At 68.6% G+C, this 17,269-nt stretch carries 18 protein-coding genes and 1 tRNA gene; 12 read left to right on the forward strand and 7 right to left on the reverse strand.

The features are described 5' to 3' along the window. Together LCN96_RS00315 and LCN96_RS00320 are read left to right on the forward strand one after the other, a co-directional pair. On the forward strand, positions 1–729 hold the full coding sequence (locus LCN96_RS00315) for an HAD-IA family hydrolase (protein WP_225270577.1): 729 nt from the start codon (positions 1–3) through the stop codon (positions 727–729). Positions 730–744: 15 nt separating this feature from the next. Continuing rightward, a tRNA-Ala gene (locus LCN96_RS00320) sits at positions 745–817 on the forward strand. A gap of 86 nt (positions 818–903) precedes the next feature. Here LCN96_RS00320 and LCN96_RS00325 read toward each other — a convergent pair. Together LCN96_RS00325 and LCN96_RS00330 are read right to left on the reverse strand one after the other, a co-directional pair. Continuing rightward, entirely contained in the window at positions 904–1,314 is a 411-nt protein-coding gene (locus tag LCN96_RS00325) for an Imm10 family immunity protein (RefSeq protein WP_225270578.1), read from the reverse strand. 184 nt (positions 1,315–1,498) lie between these two features. Beyond that, positions 1,499–2,863: a site-specific integrase gene (locus tag LCN96_RS00330; protein ID WP_225270579.1), complete on the reverse strand. Its 1,365-nt coding sequence runs from the start codon at positions 2,861–2,863 to the stop codon at positions 1,499–1,501. Positions 2,864–3,169: 306 nt separating this feature from the next. Here LCN96_RS00330 and LCN96_RS00335 point away from each other — a divergent pair, with 306 nt between their 5' ends. Further along, a complete protein-coding gene (locus LCN96_RS00335) occupies positions 3,170–4,675 on the forward strand; it encodes an ATP-binding protein (RefSeq protein WP_225270580.1) in 1,506 nt (501 codons plus the stop codon). Between the two features lie 400 nt (positions 4,676–5,075). Here LCN96_RS00335 and LCN96_RS00340 read toward each other — a convergent pair whose 3' ends face one another. The 3 genes from LCN96_RS00340 to LCN96_RS00350 all read right to left on the reverse strand — a co-directional run bounded on the left by LCN96_RS00340 (position 5,076) and on the right by LCN96_RS00350 (position 7,102). After that, on the reverse strand, positions 5,076–5,390 hold the full coding sequence (locus tag LCN96_RS00340) for an immunity 53 family protein (RefSeq protein WP_225270581.1): 315 nt from the start codon (positions 5,388–5,390) through the stop codon (positions 5,076–5,078). Between the two features lie 184 nt (positions 5,391–5,574). Then, positions 5,575–5,928, reverse strand: coding sequence for a hypothetical protein (locus LCN96_RS00345; protein ID WP_225270582.1), 354 nt, complete (start codon positions 5,926–5,928; stop codon positions 5,575–5,577). Between the two features lie 295 nt (positions 5,929–6,223). Further along, positions 6,224–7,102 carry an aminoglycoside phosphotransferase family protein gene (locus tag LCN96_RS00350; RefSeq protein WP_225276278.1) on the reverse strand — a complete coding sequence of 293 codons (879 nt, stop codon included), beginning with the start codon at positions 7,100–7,102 and terminating at the stop codon, positions 6,224–6,226. Between the two features lie 222 nt (positions 7,103–7,324). Here LCN96_RS00350 and LCN96_RS00355 point away from each other — a divergent pair, with 222 nt between their 5' ends. The 4 genes from LCN96_RS00355 to LCN96_RS00370 all read left to right on the forward strand — a co-directional run bounded on the left by LCN96_RS00355 (position 7,325) and on the right by LCN96_RS00370 (position 11,256). Next, complete coding sequence (locus LCN96_RS00355; protein WP_225270583.1) at positions 7,325–8,743, forward strand: M20/M25/M40 family metallo-hydrolase; 1,419 nt, start codon at positions 7,325–7,327, stop codon at positions 8,741–8,743. A gap of 372 nt (positions 8,744–9,115) precedes the next feature. Then, the gene (locus LCN96_RS00360; RefSeq protein ID WP_225270584.1) at positions 9,116–9,607 is read left to right on the forward strand and encodes an inositol polyphosphate kinase family protein; all 492 of its coding nucleotides are present in this window, start codon (positions 9,116–9,118) and stop codon (positions 9,605–9,607) included. A gap of 281 nt (positions 9,608–9,888) precedes the next feature. After that, positions 9,889–10,467: a dihydrofolate reductase family protein gene (locus LCN96_RS00365; protein WP_225270585.1), complete on the forward strand. Its 579-nt coding sequence runs from the start codon at positions 9,889–9,891 to the stop codon at positions 10,465–10,467. Between the two features lie 252 nt (positions 10,468–10,719). Then, complete coding sequence (locus tag LCN96_RS00370) at positions 10,720–11,256, forward strand: DUF1062 domain-containing protein (protein WP_225270586.1); 537 nt, start codon at positions 10,720–10,722, stop codon at positions 11,254–11,256. A 709-nt stretch (positions 11,257–11,965) separates the two neighbouring features. Here LCN96_RS00370 and LCN96_RS00375 read toward each other — a convergent pair. Together LCN96_RS00375 and LCN96_RS00380 are read right to left on the reverse strand one after the other, a co-directional pair. Continuing rightward, positions 11,966–12,706, reverse strand: coding sequence for an isocitrate lyase/PEP mutase family protein (locus tag LCN96_RS00375; protein ID WP_225270587.1), 741 nt, complete (start codon positions 12,704–12,706; stop codon positions 11,966–11,968). 96 nt (positions 12,707–12,802) lie between these two features. After that, a complete protein-coding gene (locus LCN96_RS00380) occupies positions 12,803–13,156 on the reverse strand; it encodes a hypothetical protein (RefSeq protein WP_225270588.1) in 354 nt (117 codons plus the stop codon). Between the two features lie 343 nt (positions 13,157–13,499). Between LCN96_RS00380 and LCN96_RS00385 the strand changes: the two genes are divergently transcribed. The 5 genes from LCN96_RS00385 (at position 13,500) to LCN96_RS00405 (ending at position 17,254) form a co-directional block, all read left to right on the forward strand. Further along, complete coding sequence (locus LCN96_RS00385) at positions 13,500–13,919, forward strand: hypothetical protein (RefSeq protein ID WP_225270589.1); 420 nt, start codon at positions 13,500–13,502, stop codon at positions 13,917–13,919. Between the two features lie 78 nt (positions 13,920–13,997). Beyond that, positions 13,998–14,837 carry a hypothetical protein gene (locus tag LCN96_RS00390; protein ID WP_225270590.1) on the forward strand — a complete coding sequence of 280 codons (840 nt, stop codon included), beginning with the start codon at positions 13,998–14,000 and terminating at the stop codon, positions 14,835–14,837. 23 nt (positions 14,838–14,860) lie between these two features. Continuing rightward, positions 14,861–15,373, forward strand: coding sequence for a hypothetical protein (locus LCN96_RS00395; protein WP_225270591.1), 513 nt, complete (start codon positions 14,861–14,863; stop codon positions 15,371–15,373). Positions 15,374–15,380: 7 nt separating this feature from the next. After that, positions 15,381–16,082 carry a vWA domain-containing protein gene (locus LCN96_RS00400; RefSeq protein WP_225270592.1) on the forward strand — a complete coding sequence of 234 codons (702 nt, stop codon included), beginning with the start codon at positions 15,381–15,383 and terminating at the stop codon, positions 16,080–16,082. Then, positions 16,079–17,254, forward strand: a complete 1,176-nt coding sequence (locus tag LCN96_RS00405) for a protein phosphatase 2C domain-containing protein (RefSeq protein ID WP_225270593.1) — start codon at positions 16,079–16,081, stop codon at positions 17,252–17,254. Before LCN96_RS00400 ends, LCN96_RS00405 begins: the two co-directional genes overlap by 4 nt. The last annotated feature ends 15 nt before the right edge of the window (positions 17,255–17,269 follow it).

Genomic DNA, 17,269 nt, shown 5'->3' on the forward strand with positions numbered 1-17,269 from the left:
ATGAGTGACGTCGTCCCCATCAAGCTGGCGTGCCTGGACCTGGCAGGCACCACAGTCGGTGACATCGCCATGGTCGAGCGCGCCTTCGCCGAGGCGATCGCGACCCAGGGCATAGTGCCCGGGACCGGAGCGTACGCGCGTGCCATGGTTCACGTGCACCGGTCCCGGGGCTGCCCCAAGATCGATGTCTTCCGTGGGATCTTCCCCGGCAACGAGGCCCAGGCCCAGGCGGCGAACCTGACGTTCGAGCGCTCCTACGAAGGAGCTCTCCAGCGGGCAGGTCTCGTCCCCATGCCCGGGGTTCTGGAGGTCCTCGACAAGCTCCGCGGCACCGGCATCAAGCTGGCCCTGATCACCGGCTTCAGCCGCACCACCCTGAGCCGCGTCCTGAGTGTCCTGGGCTGGCACGACAAGATCGACCTGGCCATCTCCCCCGAAGACGCCGGCGGCCGCGGCCGCCCCTGGCCCGACATGGTCCTCCACGCCGTACTCCGGCTGGGAGTCCCCGACGTACGCCAGGTAGCCGTCATCGGCGACTCGGAAAGCGACATGCTCTGCGGCAAGCGAGCGGGCGCCTCGATCGTGGCCGGCGTCATGACGGGCGTCCACAGCAGAGAACGCCTCCTGAAGGGCGGCGCCACCCACATCCTCGACTCGATCTCCGACTTCCCGAATTTGATCCTGAGCGACGACCTTGGTACGACGCAGGTAGCTTCCTCCGCCCGGTAAGCTATCTTCGTCGAAGGGGCCTTAGCTCAGTTGGCAGAGCGCCTGCTTTGCAAGCAGGAAGTCAGGAGTTCGAATCTCCTAGGCTCCACTGCACTTCGAAGGCCACTTCCTGCGATCGGGAAGTGGCCTTTTCGATCTTGTACAGCTGCAAAGTACAGCTACAGCGGCAACCTTCTACAGCTCCAGAACCCTAGGGCGGGCGTCAGCACGACCGTAGGCAAGGATGTGTCGCAGCCCTTGCCGAAGCTGTCCGATGGACTGCTCGTCCACATCGAGAACGGCCTCAATCTCGGGCTCGGTCAGACCGAGCGCTTCCAAGGCGTCGACGTCGAAGACAACACGCAGAACGTTGCCCCGCAGAGTGAGTTCCTGGACGGCTCCATAGGCGGTGCCCTGGTCGGCGGTAACAACGCAGTAGGTGTCCCAGCCCAGGGCGATGTCCTGCTCGTCAGGCTCATAGGTGCAGCATTGGAAGGTGAGCATCATGCCATCACCGGCTTCGGTTTCGCTCACACCGGCGGACATGCATTCATCCTCAGGGTGTTCGTAAGCTCCGGCGACCTGAGCGGTGAACTTGATCGTCATGGTGGGAGGGTAGCCGCACGACAGGGCCGAGCCGGACCGTCGTTGTCCACCCCGGCCACACGAGTCAGAGCGACTCAGCCCTTCAGCGGCCCGAGGACCTCAGAAGCGCGAAATCCCGTCCGGCCATGTGAGTCGGACGGGACCCGGTCAACGTGCGTCCAGCCGTCTGAAGGGGCGCAAACAATCAGGAGCCGAGGTGCTGTCCCAAGCGCTTCAGTGCCTTTCGCGTCTCCTCTGACGAGACTTCGCTGTAAATGTTCATGGTCACCGCGATCTGCGAGTGACGGAGGATCTGCATGGCGACGCGCGGATGGACGTCGAGGGCGACGAGCAAGGACGCGCAGGTCTTGCGGGTCGCATGGACATGAACTTTTCGTACTCCGGCTTTGGCGCAGGCGTTCGCGAAGCTGCGCCGGAAGTTGAACGGTTCGATCGGCCGGCCACTGGCGGTGGTGAAGACGAGGCCGGTGTCGTGCCAGTCCTTGCCAGCTGCTTCCCTGGCGGTGTTGCGCACTCGTTGACGGGCACGGAGGGCCGTCGTGACGACCTCTGGGAACGGCAGTGTGGCGTCGGACGCGTCAGTCTTCGTCTGGCGGTGCAGCAGCTTTCCACCGACGCGCTGGAGCTGCCAGCCGATTGTCATCTCGGCCTGGTCGAGATCGACGTCTTCCCAGCGCAGCCCGAGCGTTTCGCCCAGGCGCAGCCCGAGGACGAGCACCAAAACGTAGGCCGGGTACATCGGGTCCTCGTTCATACGCGCTGACTCCAGGAAGGCCCGCGCCTCCTCGACGGACCAGGGCTTGACCTTGCGCTTGCGAGGCACCGACATCTTGACGTTGGCGGCGACGTTGCGCGTCAGCGTCTCTTCACGCACCGCGTTACTCAGCGCGGCCCGCAGCGTCATATAGGCGTCGTGAACGGTCCACTCCGAGGGCAGCGACCGGCAGCACTTGCCGACGGCGCAGCAATGCCGACGCCGCTTCGGGTTGATGTGACTCTCGGGTCGAGCGGCGTCCTTGCCCTGGTCGCAGCAGAGGCAGGAACGGCGCAGCTTGTTCAGCCAAGCTTGGACGTCCCGAACGGTCAGCTTGTCGAGCCGCTTGGAGCCGAGCGCTGGCGTGATGTAGAGCCGGGAGAACATCTCGTAGTTCGCCACCGTCTTGGGCGCGAGGTTGGGTTCCACGACGTTCGTGAGCCAGTACGCCAGGTAGTCCGAGAGCTTCGGCGACTTGGTGACCACCGGCCCCTTGCGAGCCAGCTCGTGAAGCTTGAGCCACTTCTCGTGGGTCTCCTCGCGGGTCTTGCCGTATGCCCACTTGCGGGTCTTCTTGCCTTCCGGCGTGGTGACCCAGACGTATCCGGCCCAGCCGTTCTTGTACGGGAAGATCGAGCCCTCGTTGTTGGCTCGGGTGCGGCGGTTCTTACGCGGGCGCTCGGGCTCCTCCGGGGAGGCGAGCGCGGTCTTGGACGGGACTACCACCTCAACCGGTTGGATACCGGCAAGAAGATCCGCAACCACGTCCGCCGGCTCGAAGCTCTCGGGACTCACCGTCATCTTGACCTAAGCCGCTGACCTATACCGATCACACTAACCCCGACTAGCCGTCCTGCGTCGGGGTCCGCTGTTGCGCGCTGGCTCAGGTGGCTATTTTCCGGTCAGAGCGCCGGGAATGCGATGACTGTGCTCAGCGCGACAGTGCCGGCCGGAAGCAGCGAACCTTTCAGGCTCCTTGGCCATCGCCCTGGTCGCAGCGTGATTGCGATGTCGATGTTCGGGCCGGTGACATGGAGTTTGACGGTTTTCGTCGAAGTAAGCTTAGACAGAATCCGTCGTGGTCGGCGCGTGGGAGGTCGGATGAGGAAGAGCCCGCTCAGCAAGCCGGACGACGTGGTCGACCGGGGCCGGGAGTGGAGTCTGCTGGCGGACTTTCTCACCGATCCGGATCCCGCGATGCGGCTCGGCATCGTGTCGGGGCGTCGACGGCACGGGAAGTCCTACCTTTTGCAGGCGCTGTCCGAGCAGGTCGGCGGCTTGTACGTGACGGCGGTCCGGGAGGAGGGACGGCTGCCGGCGATCCGACGGTTCAGCGATGCGGTCGCCACCCATGCTGGTCTGCGTCCGGGGAGTCTGCGTCTGACCGACTGGCGTGATGTTCTATCCAACGCGCTTGATGTGACGGCTCGTTCGCCGCATCCGCTTCTGGTGATCGATGAGTTGCCGTATCTGCTTCAGCACTCGCCTGAGATCCCGGGGCTGCTTCAGCAGGTCTACGACGAGCGCCAACGCGGTGCACGGCCGGACGCCGGCCCCGGGCCGCGGCTGATCCTGTGCGGTTCCGCGATGAGCGTTATGCACGAACTGCTCTCGGGTACCAAGCCGCTGCGCGGCCGTGCCGTGGTCGATCTGCGCCTAGGAGCCTTCGACTACCGAGACAGCCGGGCTTTCTGGCAGATCGAGGACCTGTTGACCGCACTGAAGGTCCACGCGGTTCTCGGCGGGGCTCCCGGGTACCGGCCGGTGGCGGCCCGGCCGCACCCGGACGACGGCTTCGACATCTGGCTCACCCGCACCCTGCTTGACCCGGGCCGGGCAGTTTACTCGCGGACCGAGACCGAGTACCTGCTGCGTGAGGACCCGCGGATCACGCAGCACACCCTGTACTACGACATCCTCACCGCGATCGCCCAGGGTGCCACCACTCCCAGCAAGATCGGCGCGGCCCTCGAACGCCCGCGCAACGCCGTCGCCCACCCGCTGGGCGTCCTGGAGTCCACCGGCTACGTCCGGCGCGAGCAGGACGTCCTGCGCGTCCGGCACCCGGTCATCACGCTCGCTGACCCGGTCATCCGCTTCAACCAGCTGATCACCATGCCGCAGGCCACCGCAGTTGAGCAGGGATTCGCCGAGCAGGTGTGGCAGCAGGCCTCCCCGACCTTCAACTCCAAGATCCTCGGCCCGCACTTCGAAGATCTCGCCCGTGACTTCACCCGCCGCTACGCCCACACTCTGCTTCCCGGTGGGCTTCTGGGTCCGGTCGGCACCACCGAGGTCGCCGACCCCGCAGCCCGTACCAAGCACGAGATCGATGTCATTGCCCTGGCTGCAGGCGAGCGCCCACAGGCCCCACGGGCGAGGATCGCGCTCCTGGGTGAGGCTAAGGCAACCGTCGCCCGCCGGGGGACCGGCGACCTGGAGCGCCTGGAGCGAATCCGCAGCCTGCTCACCGATCAGGGGTACGACACCACGGGTACCACACTGGCCCTGTACTCCCTGCACGGCTTCTACCCCGACCTGACCGAGCAGGCCGCCCGCCGCGACGACCTCCTTCTGGTCGACCTGCCTACCCTCTACGGGAGCTGATGGGGGTCACCAAGGGCCGTCCGGGGGGCTCTATGTACAGCAGCAGGTACAGCAACATCGGCTTACGTGATCACATGCCATGACCCGTACCTGCCGCCTGGCCAGGACGAATGCCTCTCCACGGGGTGATCGGCTCCCATTTGCAAGCAGGAAGTGAGGAGTTCGAATCTCCTAGGCTCCACCAGCAACAACGCACCCCCACCTAAGATCACTTAGTGGGGGGTGCGTGACTTACTGAGTGACTACGCCTCGTCTTGCGCTGGGTAAATGCCGTCCATGGCCTCCGCCCCCTCCAGCAGCACGGGCTGAAGCTGGAATCGGTAGACCGTCTCCGTCACCACGGTGTCCCCGTGACCCTGGCCCGCTTCCCCTCCGGGCGGGTCGACGGCAGACGGGCAGATCAGGCAGGCGGAGGTGTGCTGGAGGTGCCGGCGAACGCGTGGAAGGCGTCGAGCATCTCGCCGAGGTTCAAGGGACCGCATGCGCCGTGAAACTGGGCACCGTCGCTCCACACATGAACCCAGCCATCGTCAGAGCGATCTACTTCCATCCGGTCCTTGGAAACTCCCTCCAGTGAAGTACCTACGAGGTCGATCTCCAGCCTCCAGCCAGGGTTGTCGAGAGTGTCGATAGTGACTCCGTAGCCATGTTCCCAGTCACCGTCACATTGGGAGGCGTACCAAGTCTGGAGGTAGCTGAGGGCATCAGAGATCACGTCGAGAGTCTGCCACCCGTGCCGTTGGCGTGCCATTAAGGGGTGGTCAACAGGGGTTACTCTCGGTCACTGGCGGACCGCCTGCCGGCCAGGTCGAGGTGGTCGCCCATGGTGACCCGCCCCGGCGGCAATGGCCTGCTCCCTGCGCAGACCCAGCAGCGTCGCGCGCCGATCCAGCGAACTGTCAGGTGGCGGCGGGTGGTGCTGGCTGCGACGGTGTGCAGGGGGCCGGGAGTGTGGGGGCGAACCACGTTCTTGCCGAAGGAAGCAGGAGCAGAGTCACGATGAGCGCCGCCCAGGGTGCGCTGAGAACCCACGTCAGGGTGTCTTCGAAGAGGAAGTGGATGAAGTCGAGCACAGGGATGGAGAGCTGGACGGCGATGGCGGCGTGACGGACCCGCGGGCGGCGGGTGTGCATCTGGTTCGCCAACCAACCGGTGGCGAGTGGTGGGAGGTAGAAGGGGGCGTAGAGCAGGTCGTCAAGAATGTCGTCGGAGCCGAGGGCCGGCCCCAGGATGAGCAGGACGATGCTGAGCATGGCGAGTGTCGCCTGGAGCCAGATCAGGTTCCGGGCGATCTTTACAGACAGGGGCATGATGGGGGGTGCCTTCAGTTATCGGGAGTACGGTGGAGCTTGCCGTGGGCGGCTCCGCCGTACCAATGGTTCCATTGCTTCTGGGTCGCGAGCCTCCACAGCTTCGGTCACACCGCCTTACCCACAGGAGCACATCGGCGCGGCTGGATGGCTGTGCTGATGACCGTTGATGGATCGTCCCGTGCCACAGGGCCGGCTGAGTGACTGCTCTTCGATCACGTGCAGCGCACGGCTTCGTCTATCCGATGAGTGCCTCGGTGATCTGACGGGTGGTCTGCGCGGCGACCCTCGGCTCAACGGCCGCATAGGTGGTGTAGGCGTTCAGCCCGGTGGCAAGGGCCCAGCCGCGCCCCCTGGTCCAGGTGGCGTCGTCCACCTCGAGTGCGGCGCGGAAGATGGCCCGGCTGCCGGCCGACATCAAGGTGAAGGCGATGATCAGGTCGCAGGCCGGATCACCCACGCCGAGCCCGCCGAAGTCGATGACCGCGCTGAGGCGGCCGTCCACGGTCAGCAGGTTGCCGGTGTGGAAGTCGCCGTGGAACCAGACCGGAGGGCGATCCCAGCCCGGGGCGCTCAGGGCCGCGTTCCACAGCTCGGTCATGGCAGTGGTGTCGAAGACGTCGCCGACCTCTGCGATGGCGGCCCGCGTCGCGCGATCCCGATCCGACAACGGCCGGCCGGCGAGATCTTCGCGGGTGGCCTGCTCGGAGCCGAACTGCTGCAGGGCGGACAGGAACTCCGCCAGTCGCACCGCGGCCGCCGACGAGTCGGCCAGTGCCTCGACGGTCGCCACCTCGCCCTCCAGCCACCGGGACACCGCCCACCGCCACGGATAGCCGAAGTCGGGCTCGCCGACCCCTACCGGCACCGGGATGGCCAGGGGCAGTCGTGGGGCGAGCCGGGGCAGCCACTCGAGTTCCTTCTCGGCCTGTCCGATGGCGCCGGCGTGGCGGGGCAGCCGGACGGACAGCCGCTCGCCCAGCCGGTAGATCACATGGTCCGAGCCGGCCGGATCGAGCAGCTCCAGAGGCAACGCGGACCACTGTGGGAACTGCGTATCGACCAGCCTCCTGACCAGGGCGGCGTTGATCGTGGGGCGGGTGTCCGTGGTTCTCACGGTTGCCAAGAGCAGCTCCTGCGATCGGCCCGCGTCGTGTGGCGGGCGGCTGGACCATCACAGTGCACTGTGGCCTGCCTGTCGACCGGATTTTCCCGGCCGAGCTGGCTGGCCGCCAGGAACCGGGGGCTCGGGGTCGTGGAGGCTGGCAACCGGCTTCCGGCGGGGCCGGGGCGCGCTCGCCGCACATGAGAGGTGCGGCGATTGCGCCAGTATTACCGCATGGACCATCAGAAACTTCGCGAATCGATCAGTGAGGCCTGGGCGACGGACGTGCTGCCCAGTCTCTCCGGGTTGATCGAGATTCCCGCCGTGTCCGCCGCCTACGACGCCGCCTGGGAGGAGCACGGTCACCTGCGGGCCGCCGTCGAGCACGTGCGGGGCTGGGTGGCGTCGCGGGGCCTGCCCGGCGCGCGGTGCGACGTCGTTCAGCTGGACGGCCGCGCCCCGCTCCTGTTCGTGGACGTGCCCGCGACGCCGGGCGCGGCGGCGACCGGGACCGTGCTGCTGTACGGGCACCTCGACAAGCAGCCGCCGCTCGGTGACTGGTCGGCGGGCCTGGGCCCGTGGCAACCGGTGATCCGCGACGGCCGGCTCTACGGCCGTGGTGCCGCCGACGACGGGTACTCGGGTTACGCCGCCACGACCGCACTGGAGGCCGTACGCGGGGCAGGCGGCGAACACGCCCGCGCGGTCCTGCTGCTGGAGACCGGTGAGGAGTCCGGCAGCCCGGACCTGCCCGCCTACCTGGAGCAGCTCGCCGACCGGCTCGGCGAGGTGTCGCTGGTGGTCTGCCTGGACGGGGGCGGCGGAGACTACGAGCGGCTGTGGCTGACCTCCAGCCTGCGCGGCGCGGTGCAGGCGACCGTCACGGTGCGCGTCCTTGAGACGGGCGTCCACTCGGGGCTCGGAAGTGGCATCGTGCCGAGCTCGTTCCGGGTCATGCGTCAGTTGCTCGATCGGGTGGAGGACGCGGAGACCGGCGAGGTGAAGCTGGCCGAGATGGTGGTGCCCATCCCGGAGGAACGGCGCGCGGAGGCGGCGCGGCTGGTCGCGCTCCACCCGGAGGTCGCCGTGCCGCAGCTCCCGCTGCTGCCGGGAATGAGGCGAGCCTCCGACGATGACGTCGAGGTCGTCCTCAACAACACCTGGCGGCCGACGCTGTCCGTGACCGGCGCCGGCGGGCTCCCGGACCCCGCGGTGGCGGGTGCCGTGCTGCGGGCCTGGACCTCCTTCCGGCTGAGCTTCCGCCTGCCTCCCTCGGCCGACGCCGAGGCGGCGCGGGTCGCGCTGGAGAGGGTCCTCACGACCGACGTGCCGTACGGGGCGCAGGTCGAGGTCGGCGACTTCATGGTTCTGAACGGCTGGCACGCGCCGGCGCCGGACGCGTGGCTGGCCTCGGCGTTGCAGGAGGTCGGTGAGCAGGTGTTCGGGAAGCCGTGTCAGAGCCTGGGCATCGGTGGCGGGATTCCGTTCATGGAGATGCTCGGCAGGCGGTATCCGGAGGCGCAGTTCGTCGTCACGGGTGCGCTGGGTGCCGACTCCAACGCGCACGTACCGGATGAATGGCTGCATCTCCCGTTCGCCGTACAGGTGACCGAAGCGGTTGCGCGGCTCCTCGACGCGCACGCACGGGGCTGATCACTCAGGACGCCTGAGCGACCGCATCCGTCCTTCCCGCTTCCTCACGGGCAGGTCGACGGTGATGCGGTGATCACTAAGGGGAGATGTACGTCCGCACGCGGATGTGTCCGGCGATGTTGTCGCAGCAGCTGTCGAACCCGCTGTGGCGGGGGCATTCGACCTCTTGTGAACCAGGGCAGAAGTAGATGTCCGGGCAGCCGCAGTCGGAGAAACGCGGCAGGGGATCGGGCGGGGTCAGAGCGGTCACCTGCTCAGAATGCAGGTTCGGGACGGCCGCCGCGGGCTTCGGCCGCGCCTGCGTCGGCACAGCCCGGTCGGTCAGGTCACGTGTACCGAAGATGTTCTGCGCGTATTCCGCCCTACGGCACTGTGGCAGGCGACTACTCAGTTGCGGCGACACCGGAGATGGGAAGGCTCATGCGCAGAGGACAACGGCTCGCGTGGTTCATGGCGTCGGCGATGCTCGCTTCCGGAATGGTGGCCGGAGGCGGCGGGATGCCGGCCGCCGGCGCCGACACGGTCAAGCCGTACCTCTACTGGTCGCAGACCAGGGGGCAATGTGGTGGTGTGTGGACGAACTACCTCGGGACGCGGACCTTCGACCCGAATGCGCACAGCGTCAAGCGGCTGAAGAAGACCGAGACGACGTCGAGCAGCATGACGAAGATCTACAACCAGAACGGTGTGCGTACGGCCAAGGTGTACGACGTGTGCACGAACGGATACATCATCCGCAAGTTCAACCCGAGCGTTTATAAGCACCGGTCCATCAAGGTGAGCTACGTCTGTTACGCCGGTCGTTGCCGGGTCACCAGCACCCTCTACGGCAAATGGCTGAACGGGACCGGCAAGCCGATGTAGCGAATCATTCCGCCCTCTCGCCGTCGCGTGTCTGCGGACGGTGCGGGGGCGGCTGGCGTTCGCGTGGGCCGTCAGCATGCGGGGCTCGGTCACGGGCTTTGCGGCGTCGCGCCGGTATGAGCGCGATGGGAGCCTTCAGGAGGTCCGCGCTGCTACGTGAGGGAGATCCAGCTCGACGGGATTCCTTAGTGTGTCACGCGAGTCGAGGGCGATGAGTTTCGCGGTGGGTGCCGGTCTGTATCGCCGTACAGGCGAGCAACCGTACGCGAGGAGAGACCATCATGACCGTCACCTACACCTTCGACGTCTTCTCCAGCCTCGACGGCTTCGGTGCCGCCGGCGGTGACTGGACCGGCTACTGGGGCAAGCAGGGCCCCGAACTGCTCGATCGCCGGCTCGCGCTCTACAGCGAGGAGCAGCGGATGGTGTTCGGGGCCACCACGTACCGGGCGTTCGCACGGATGGTGGCCGAGAGCGCCGAGGGGTCCGACGTGCGCGACCCCTGGGTCACGCGGATGCGGAACCTGCCGACGACGGTGGTGTCGAGCACTCTGCGGGAGACGCTGGGCTGGCCGGACGCGACCGTGGTGAGTGGTGACGCGGTTGAGGTCGTCGCCCGGCTCAAGGAGGAGTCCAAGGTGCCGTTGCGGTCGCACGGGAGTCTGGCGATGAATCGGGCGTTGATGGCCGCCGGGCTGGTGGACCTGGTGCAGGTGACGCTGTTCCCCGTGATCACCGGCCGGAGCGGGCTGGACCCGGTCTTCCGCGGGGCGGCCGACTTCGACCTCGAGCTGGTCGAGAGCCGGACGCTGGACGGCGACATCCAGGAGCTCATCTACCGGCCCGCCCTGCACGTCTGAGCCGGCCGCACGTACGTCCTCTCTCGGGCTGTCCAGGTCGCGTCCGGTGCGGCGCGAAAACCTGTGGATCAGGTGGACGGCGGGTTCCTAGAGTGGGCTCTCACGCCTACGTGAGGACTTCGCGCGCATGACGCCGCCTGCTCTCTAGACCTGACATTTCTCTGCGCATCGATCGCCGACGACGCCGTCGGCGCTGTTTTCCGTGCTCTTCGTCAGGTCTTCCGAGAGATCATGTCTTCACATCCTCATATCGTGCTGCCCTGGGTGGTGCGGCGTGTCCGCCTGCCTCTGCTCGCCCTCCGGTGCGTGGGCTGCTCCTCCGGCCGTGCCACCGCCGGCGGCGGCAGGTTCCGCGTCAACGCCAATGGCAAGCTGCTCGACGTCTGGCTCCTGGTCAACTGCGTGTTGTGCGACCGGACCAGCAAGCTCACCGTCCATGACCGTGTCCCGGTCCGTTCCATGCCCGCCGGCTTGCTGGCCGGTTATTCGGCCGACTCGCCGTCGCTCGTCGCGGACACCCTGCTCGATCCGTTGTTCGCGCGGCGCAACCGGTTCGCGCTCGATTGGGACGGGTGCTGGGAGCTGCACGCGCCTCCCGTTCCCGAGGGGCCGTGGCCGCTCAGGGTCGCCGTCACCTTCGACGATCCTGTGCCGGTACGTCCTGAACAGCTCATCGCCCACGGGTTGGGCATGAGCCGCAGGGAGATCGCTCAGCGGGTCAAGATCGATGTCCCGCTGAACCGTAGGACGAAACTGGACTTCTCGTTCGTCCTGGTGTGGTCGCGGTGACGCCATCCGCTGACATCACCGCGGCCTTCTGAGCCAAGGCTCCTGGCCGGCCCCGATCGCCGGCCAGGAGCCCCGCGGCTCCTCATCCCGCTCGACGTGCGGAAAGCCGCGGAGCCATCGGGGGACAGGCCGCAGGCAGCCGGCACACCGGTCACGAGCGGCATCGGTGTCCCGGTGTTCGAGCACTCGTGTCTCGGTGGCCTCGCGCAGCCGCGCTCTTGAGCTGTCGATCGTGTGCCGCCGCTGCGGACGTGCTGCCTGCGCGCGCCGCTGGACGGCCGGGGCATGGCGCACCCGCTTCCTCGGCTGCGCGACGAACCGCTCCTTCTGAACGGCCGGCGAAGGCTCCGGTGCCGTCGCCATCGGAGTCCGTGTCGAGGCGGCCGAGGACGGAGCGGCAGGCCGCGCAGCCGCGTCAACGGGACGGCCTGGTGGCACGACACGGCCGGCGGAGTAGCCGAGGCCTGCACTCGTCCCCAGGGCCACGGCCAGCGCCAGCGCGATGCCGAGCGGCCGGCGGGCTCGCCTCGGGGCGGACGGTGTACTGCGGATGAACGCGGACGGTGGACAATCACACATCTTCGCCCCCGAGTATCCAGCTCCTGCATGAAGCGGCCACGGTGTGCTGTTGCTGCGTCTCTTACCGGGAAAACCTCAGGTCAACCCTTGTTTGGGCAGCTCCATACCGAAGCACGACCGGCCAAGGGCGTCAGGTGCCGTAAGGGTCCTGGGCCGAGAGGATGCGGTTGCTCATGGCCTTGAGGGCGTCCAGGGCCGCCAGGTACGTCATGGGTCCGAACGAGACCCGGGCCACGCCGAGGGCGGCCAGCCTGCTGAGGTTCATGCCGGGCAGGCAGGTGACGTTCACCGGCCCGGGGATGGCCTGGACCAGCTCCCCGATCACGTCCTCCGAGGGGGCCAGCATGGGGAAGACGCAGTCGGCGCCCGCCTCCAGGTAGCGCCGGGCGCGTTCGGCGACCTCCTCCACCGACGGGGAGCCGACCAGGAACAGGTCGACCCGGGCGTTGATCACCAGGTCCCGGCTCGCCGCGCGGAGCGCCGCGATGCGGGCGGCCTGGGTGTCCACGTCGAGCAGGCTGCCCGCGCGGTGATCGAGCTCCTCGATGTTGAAGCCGGCCGCGCCGATGGCGGTGAGCCGCTCCACCAGCTCCGCGGGTGGCAGGCCGTAGCCGGCCTCCGCGTCCACGGTCACCGGTACGTCCACCGCACGGATGATCTTGGCCGCGATGTCCAGCATCTCATCGACGGGCGCGCCCTCGTGGTCGTCGTAGCCCAGCATGGCGGCGATGGACGCGCTGGCCGTCGCCAGGGCGGGGTAGCCCGCCTCGGCCACGATGGTGGCGGAGCCCACGTCCCACACGTTCGGCAGGATCAGGGGGTCGCCGGGCTGGTGCAGGGCGCGGAGCAGGTCGGTACGGGTGCTCGTCATCGGTGGCTCCTCGTCGGTCGTGTCACACGAACATGACGGGAGGGCGCTCCGCTCTGTGACAGGGCCGGGACGTGAGCGCCGCCACAGTGGCCGCGGCTAGTGACTGTCGCTCCAGCGGTACCACGGGCCTTGAAGGTGCTCGAAGGACGAGGCCACCGACGGGTTGGAGTCATCGACCGGCTCGCGTTCGGGGCTCCAGACGTAACCGTACGGATCCACGCTCGGCCCGTTCTCGCCCACCTGGAAGTAGACGCGGTCGTTCTCCCGGTACACGGCCTGGAACTCGGCCTCCCCGATCTCGCGCGGCCGGTCCAGCGAGCCGTCCTCCGGCCCCATGGCCTGGGCGACCCGCTCCATCTCGGGTAAGGAACGCAGGACGCGTTCGTGCCGGCCGTACCCGCAGGAGGTCAGCGATGCCAGGACGACGCAGGCTGCCAGCAGCACTCTCACGTTGAGATCATCCCTGATCGCTCGCACGTGCGGGTGCTTTCGGCTGGGCTTATGACCAGCATCCCGACAAGGCGGTCTATCTGGAGGTGTAGCGCGACAACCTCGCCGCGATCGCCTTCTACCGGCGTCTCGGCGGTCAACCCACGAGGGAGTTCGTGGAACGCTTCCTTGCGGGGGTTCGCACCGCCTGTCGCCGAGTTCACCTGGAGTCCTGACGTCGTCCGGGCCTTGCCGGCGACCGGTCCCATCTCCTGAGCAGGCCCGGCCGCCGCAGCCGAGGTACATACCTCCGGCATACCGCCGCCTCCGACAATGGTGACCCTCACCAACGGGGAGGACAACCATGAAGATCCTGCGTAACGCGGCCTTCGTCGCGGCCCTGGGCCTGGCCGCGTCCATGACGGTGGCGCCCGCCATGGCGTCGGCCGACCAGTACCTCATCGCCCGGTGCGCGAACGGCGGCTACGGCATCGAGGTCAAGGTCCGCTACCTGACGACCGGCACCCAGCACGTGTTCAACCAGGTCTCCTGGCGCATCACCGGCAGCGTCGGCGGCCAGAACACGATTCGCTTCGGCTTCGTGCAGGATGCGAATCCGGATCAGGTGTTCAAGGTCATCAACTACACGGGTGGCAGGACGGGCACCCGGAACATCTCGGTGAGCAGGCCGAAGGCGCACCAGGTGTTCGTGAAGCTGGGCGCCCGGTTCGACACGAGTGCCTCCTCCGATCCGGGCTGCACGTCCCAGACCCGTGGCATCTAGGGTGCCGCCCGCGTAAGCGGCTGTCGGTGCCGTAGGGAATCATGCGGACCAGACCCCCTACGACGCGGAGGAACTCCGTTGGCCCGCCTGCTCCGCCACCTCGACGACGAGCTCTACGTGCAGGGCGGGCTCTGCATCGAGGGCGCCGTCGGCTATCCGGACCTCCGCGACGAGGAGTCGGAGGACGACTACTACCCCGCCGCCATCCGCCTGGAGGCCTGGGACAGCGAGCCGCCCGCCCCGGGCCCGGAGTGGAGGGCGGTCGGCCGGCCGTCCTGCACGGCCGAGACCGGCGTGATCCGCATGGGCGTGACGGACGACTCGGGCCGCGACTTCCTGATCGGCCCGCCCTTCTTCGAGTACGGGGTCATCGCGTACGTCGGCGAGCCGGACGCCGGCCGGTGGCTGATCCGGTTCTGGCCGATCCGTGATGTGTTCGACCCGCTCGTGCACCTGAAGCCGAGAGCGCCGCTGCCGGAGCCGCGCCGGGTGCCGGTGCCCGTCACGACGGCCGGGCAGTGGGCGGCCATGCGGCGCGGGGCGACGACTCCCTTGGGGTGGGAGGCCGTGCTGCCGGGGTTCTTCTCCGACGGCACGGATCCGATCGCCGGCGCGCTGAACCCCGATCACGCGTCCACCTTCCGCATCCCCGACGACGAGGTCGATCTGCGGGGCAGGAGCGCGGGCGGCACCTACCGGATGTGGCGCTGGGAGTGGGAGACCGCCGACGGCCGCCCGCATGACGGCAACCTGCTGACCGGCAGGGTCGTGCACCTGCGCGACCACCACGGCCACCGACTCCTCGCCTCGGGCATCGTGACGATGCTCGGCGTGGAAGGGCGGCACTACCTCGTCCGCGACGCCGAGCCGCACGAGGCCGCGCGGGTGCTCTGCGCTGAGGAGACCTGGCCCGGCTGACCGCATCCGGAGATCATGGGGGCATGGCGCTTCTCCGGTTATGGGCGATCAGCCTGCTCGGTGGTGCCGCGCTGGTGCCGTTCCTGTGGCTGCAACGCGGTGCCGATTTCGAGCACGCCAGGCTCGCGGCACTGATGGCGCTGGTCCTGGGCCAGGTACTGACGGTCCCGCTCGGGCTGGTGGTGGGGCTCGGGCTGGCCGTCGCGGGGCGGTGGGCGCGTACTCCGGGCCATGTCCTGGGCGCGGTCACGACCGTGTTCGGGGTGGTCGTCATCGCGCTGGCCCGATCCACGGACCGCTGGATCGAGGGGCGTCCCTCCGGCATCGGGGATCCGGACGGCGAGTACGCCATGGTGATGTTCGCCCTGCTGTCCGGAGTGGTAACGGTCCTGGTCGGACTCGCCATCGTCGCGATCCGATGGGCCCGTTACGACGAGGCAACCGTTCCGGCGCGCCGGCCCCGCAGCCGCGGCAGGGCGAGGAAACCGGCGTTCCACCCGGAACCTTGCCAAGACCAACAAACCCCATCAGGATGAAAAGCCGATGAGATCGGCCAGCGGGCGCCCCCGCGCCTTCCCCTTCTACATCGTCTGCGACGTTTCGCACTCGATGCACACCGCCCGCGACGACGGACGGCCCACCCCCTTCGAGATCCTGTCCAACTGCGTGGGTGAGCTGCTGTTCGAGCTGGAGGCGGGCGATCCGGGCGTCAGCGAGGCCGCGCACGTCGCCGTCGTGTCCTTCTCCGACAAGGTCGAGCTGGTGCTCCCGCTGACCAGGCCGTGCGACGCGATCAGGGTCCCGGCGTTACGGCCGGGCAGGCAGACGGACTACCTGGGGGTCTTCAGCGAACTGGTGAAGATCCTGCAGAAGGATCATCGGAAGCTGTCCAGGCAGTTCGACGTGCGGGCGCCGGTGGTCTTCTTCATCACGGACGGCGAGCCGTACGTCGGCAAGGCCCATCAGGACGTCGAGGTCTGGGGGCCCGCGCGCGACCGGCTGGCGGGCCTGCAGCCCGCGCCGTACATCGTGGCGCTCGGGTTCGGGACGGTGCGGGAGGAGACGCTGCGGCGGGTCGCCTCCACGCTCAGGGGCGAGGTGCTGGCGTTCGCGGGCGAGGTCGCGACGGGGGCGGCCACCGTGCTGCACGGCATCGCGCAGGCGGTCTCCGACAGCATCAGCGCCTCGGTCAACAGGAACACGGCCGTGCTGCGCGGGCCTGACGGCATGCGGCAGTTGAGATGATCACGGCGGGGCTGGCGGGGCTGCTCCTGGCCATCGGCATGGGGCCGGTGGAGGTGCGGTCCGATGAGGCGCCGAAGCCGACGGTGACGGTAGGGGTACAGGTGCGGGCCGGTCCGGCGCCGGCGCAGGAGCCGACGGTAGCGGTGCAGGTGCGGGCCGGTCCGGCGCCGGAGCCGACCGTGACCGTGACTGTGACGCCCGGTGCGCGGCAGGGCGGCGGGTCAGGGGTGGGCTGGCCGTGGTGGGTCCTGTCCGGTATCGCCGGTGGCGGCGCCGTCCTGCTCGGGCAGTACGTCCTCGGCCGCAGGACCCGCACCGCGCCCGCCGACAGGACGCCCCCGCTGGGCCCGCCGCCCCAACCGCTGCCCGTCCTGCTCGCGGGCGGCGCCGACTCGCGCGCGCCCGGCGTGGCGCTCGACGGCGGCATGCTCGCGCAGACCACGGTACGCGCGGTGAGCCTGCGCGGCCGGCGCCACTGTTATCGCGGCGAGCCCTTGCAGGACGCCTACGCGGTACGGCTGAGCGCGGACGGACGCTGGGTGATCGCGGCCGTGGCCGACGGGCTGGGCAGCACGTTGCACGCCGAGCACGCCGCCGCCGTGGCCGTGCGCGCCGCCACGAACCTCTCCCTGACCCCCGGCCTCGGGTGGCACGCGGCCTTCGCCTCCATCGCGGGTGAGGTCATGCGCGCCACCGCCGGGCTCGGCGGCCGGCGCACCGGCAGGCACGGCACCGGCGCCGCGGACCCGCCGGCCACGACGCTGACGATCGGGGTCGTCCCGGCGGACGGCAGGCGCGGGGTCGCCGCCTGTGCCGCCATCGGCGACTCGCCCGCGTTGCGGCTGCATGACGGGAGGTGGACCGAGATCTTCCCGCCTGTGGGGCAGCGGCCGGGAAACGTCACGTCCGCCCTGCCCGATGATCTCGGTGAGCTGCGTGAGCGGCAGATCGATTGGGGGCCGGGTGATGTGCTCGTCCTGTGCAGCGACGGGTTCGGGACGGCCATGGGCGGCGGCGCCAGCGTGCTCGCCCAGCGGCTCGTCAGCTCGTGGCGCACCCCGCCCGAGCTGCGCAGCTTCCTGCGCGACGTGCACTTCCAGCTGTCGACCTACGACGACGACCGGACCGTGCTGGCGTTGTGGGCGGGCCGCCACGACACGGCCGTCCTGTGACAGGCGTGCGACGGC

It is taken from the genome of Nonomuraea gerenzanensis (genome assembly GCF_020215645.1).
In the GTDB taxonomy this organism is placed as follows: Bacteria; Actinomycetota; Actinomycetes; order Streptosporangiales; family Streptosporangiaceae; genus Nonomuraea; species Nonomuraea gerenzanensis.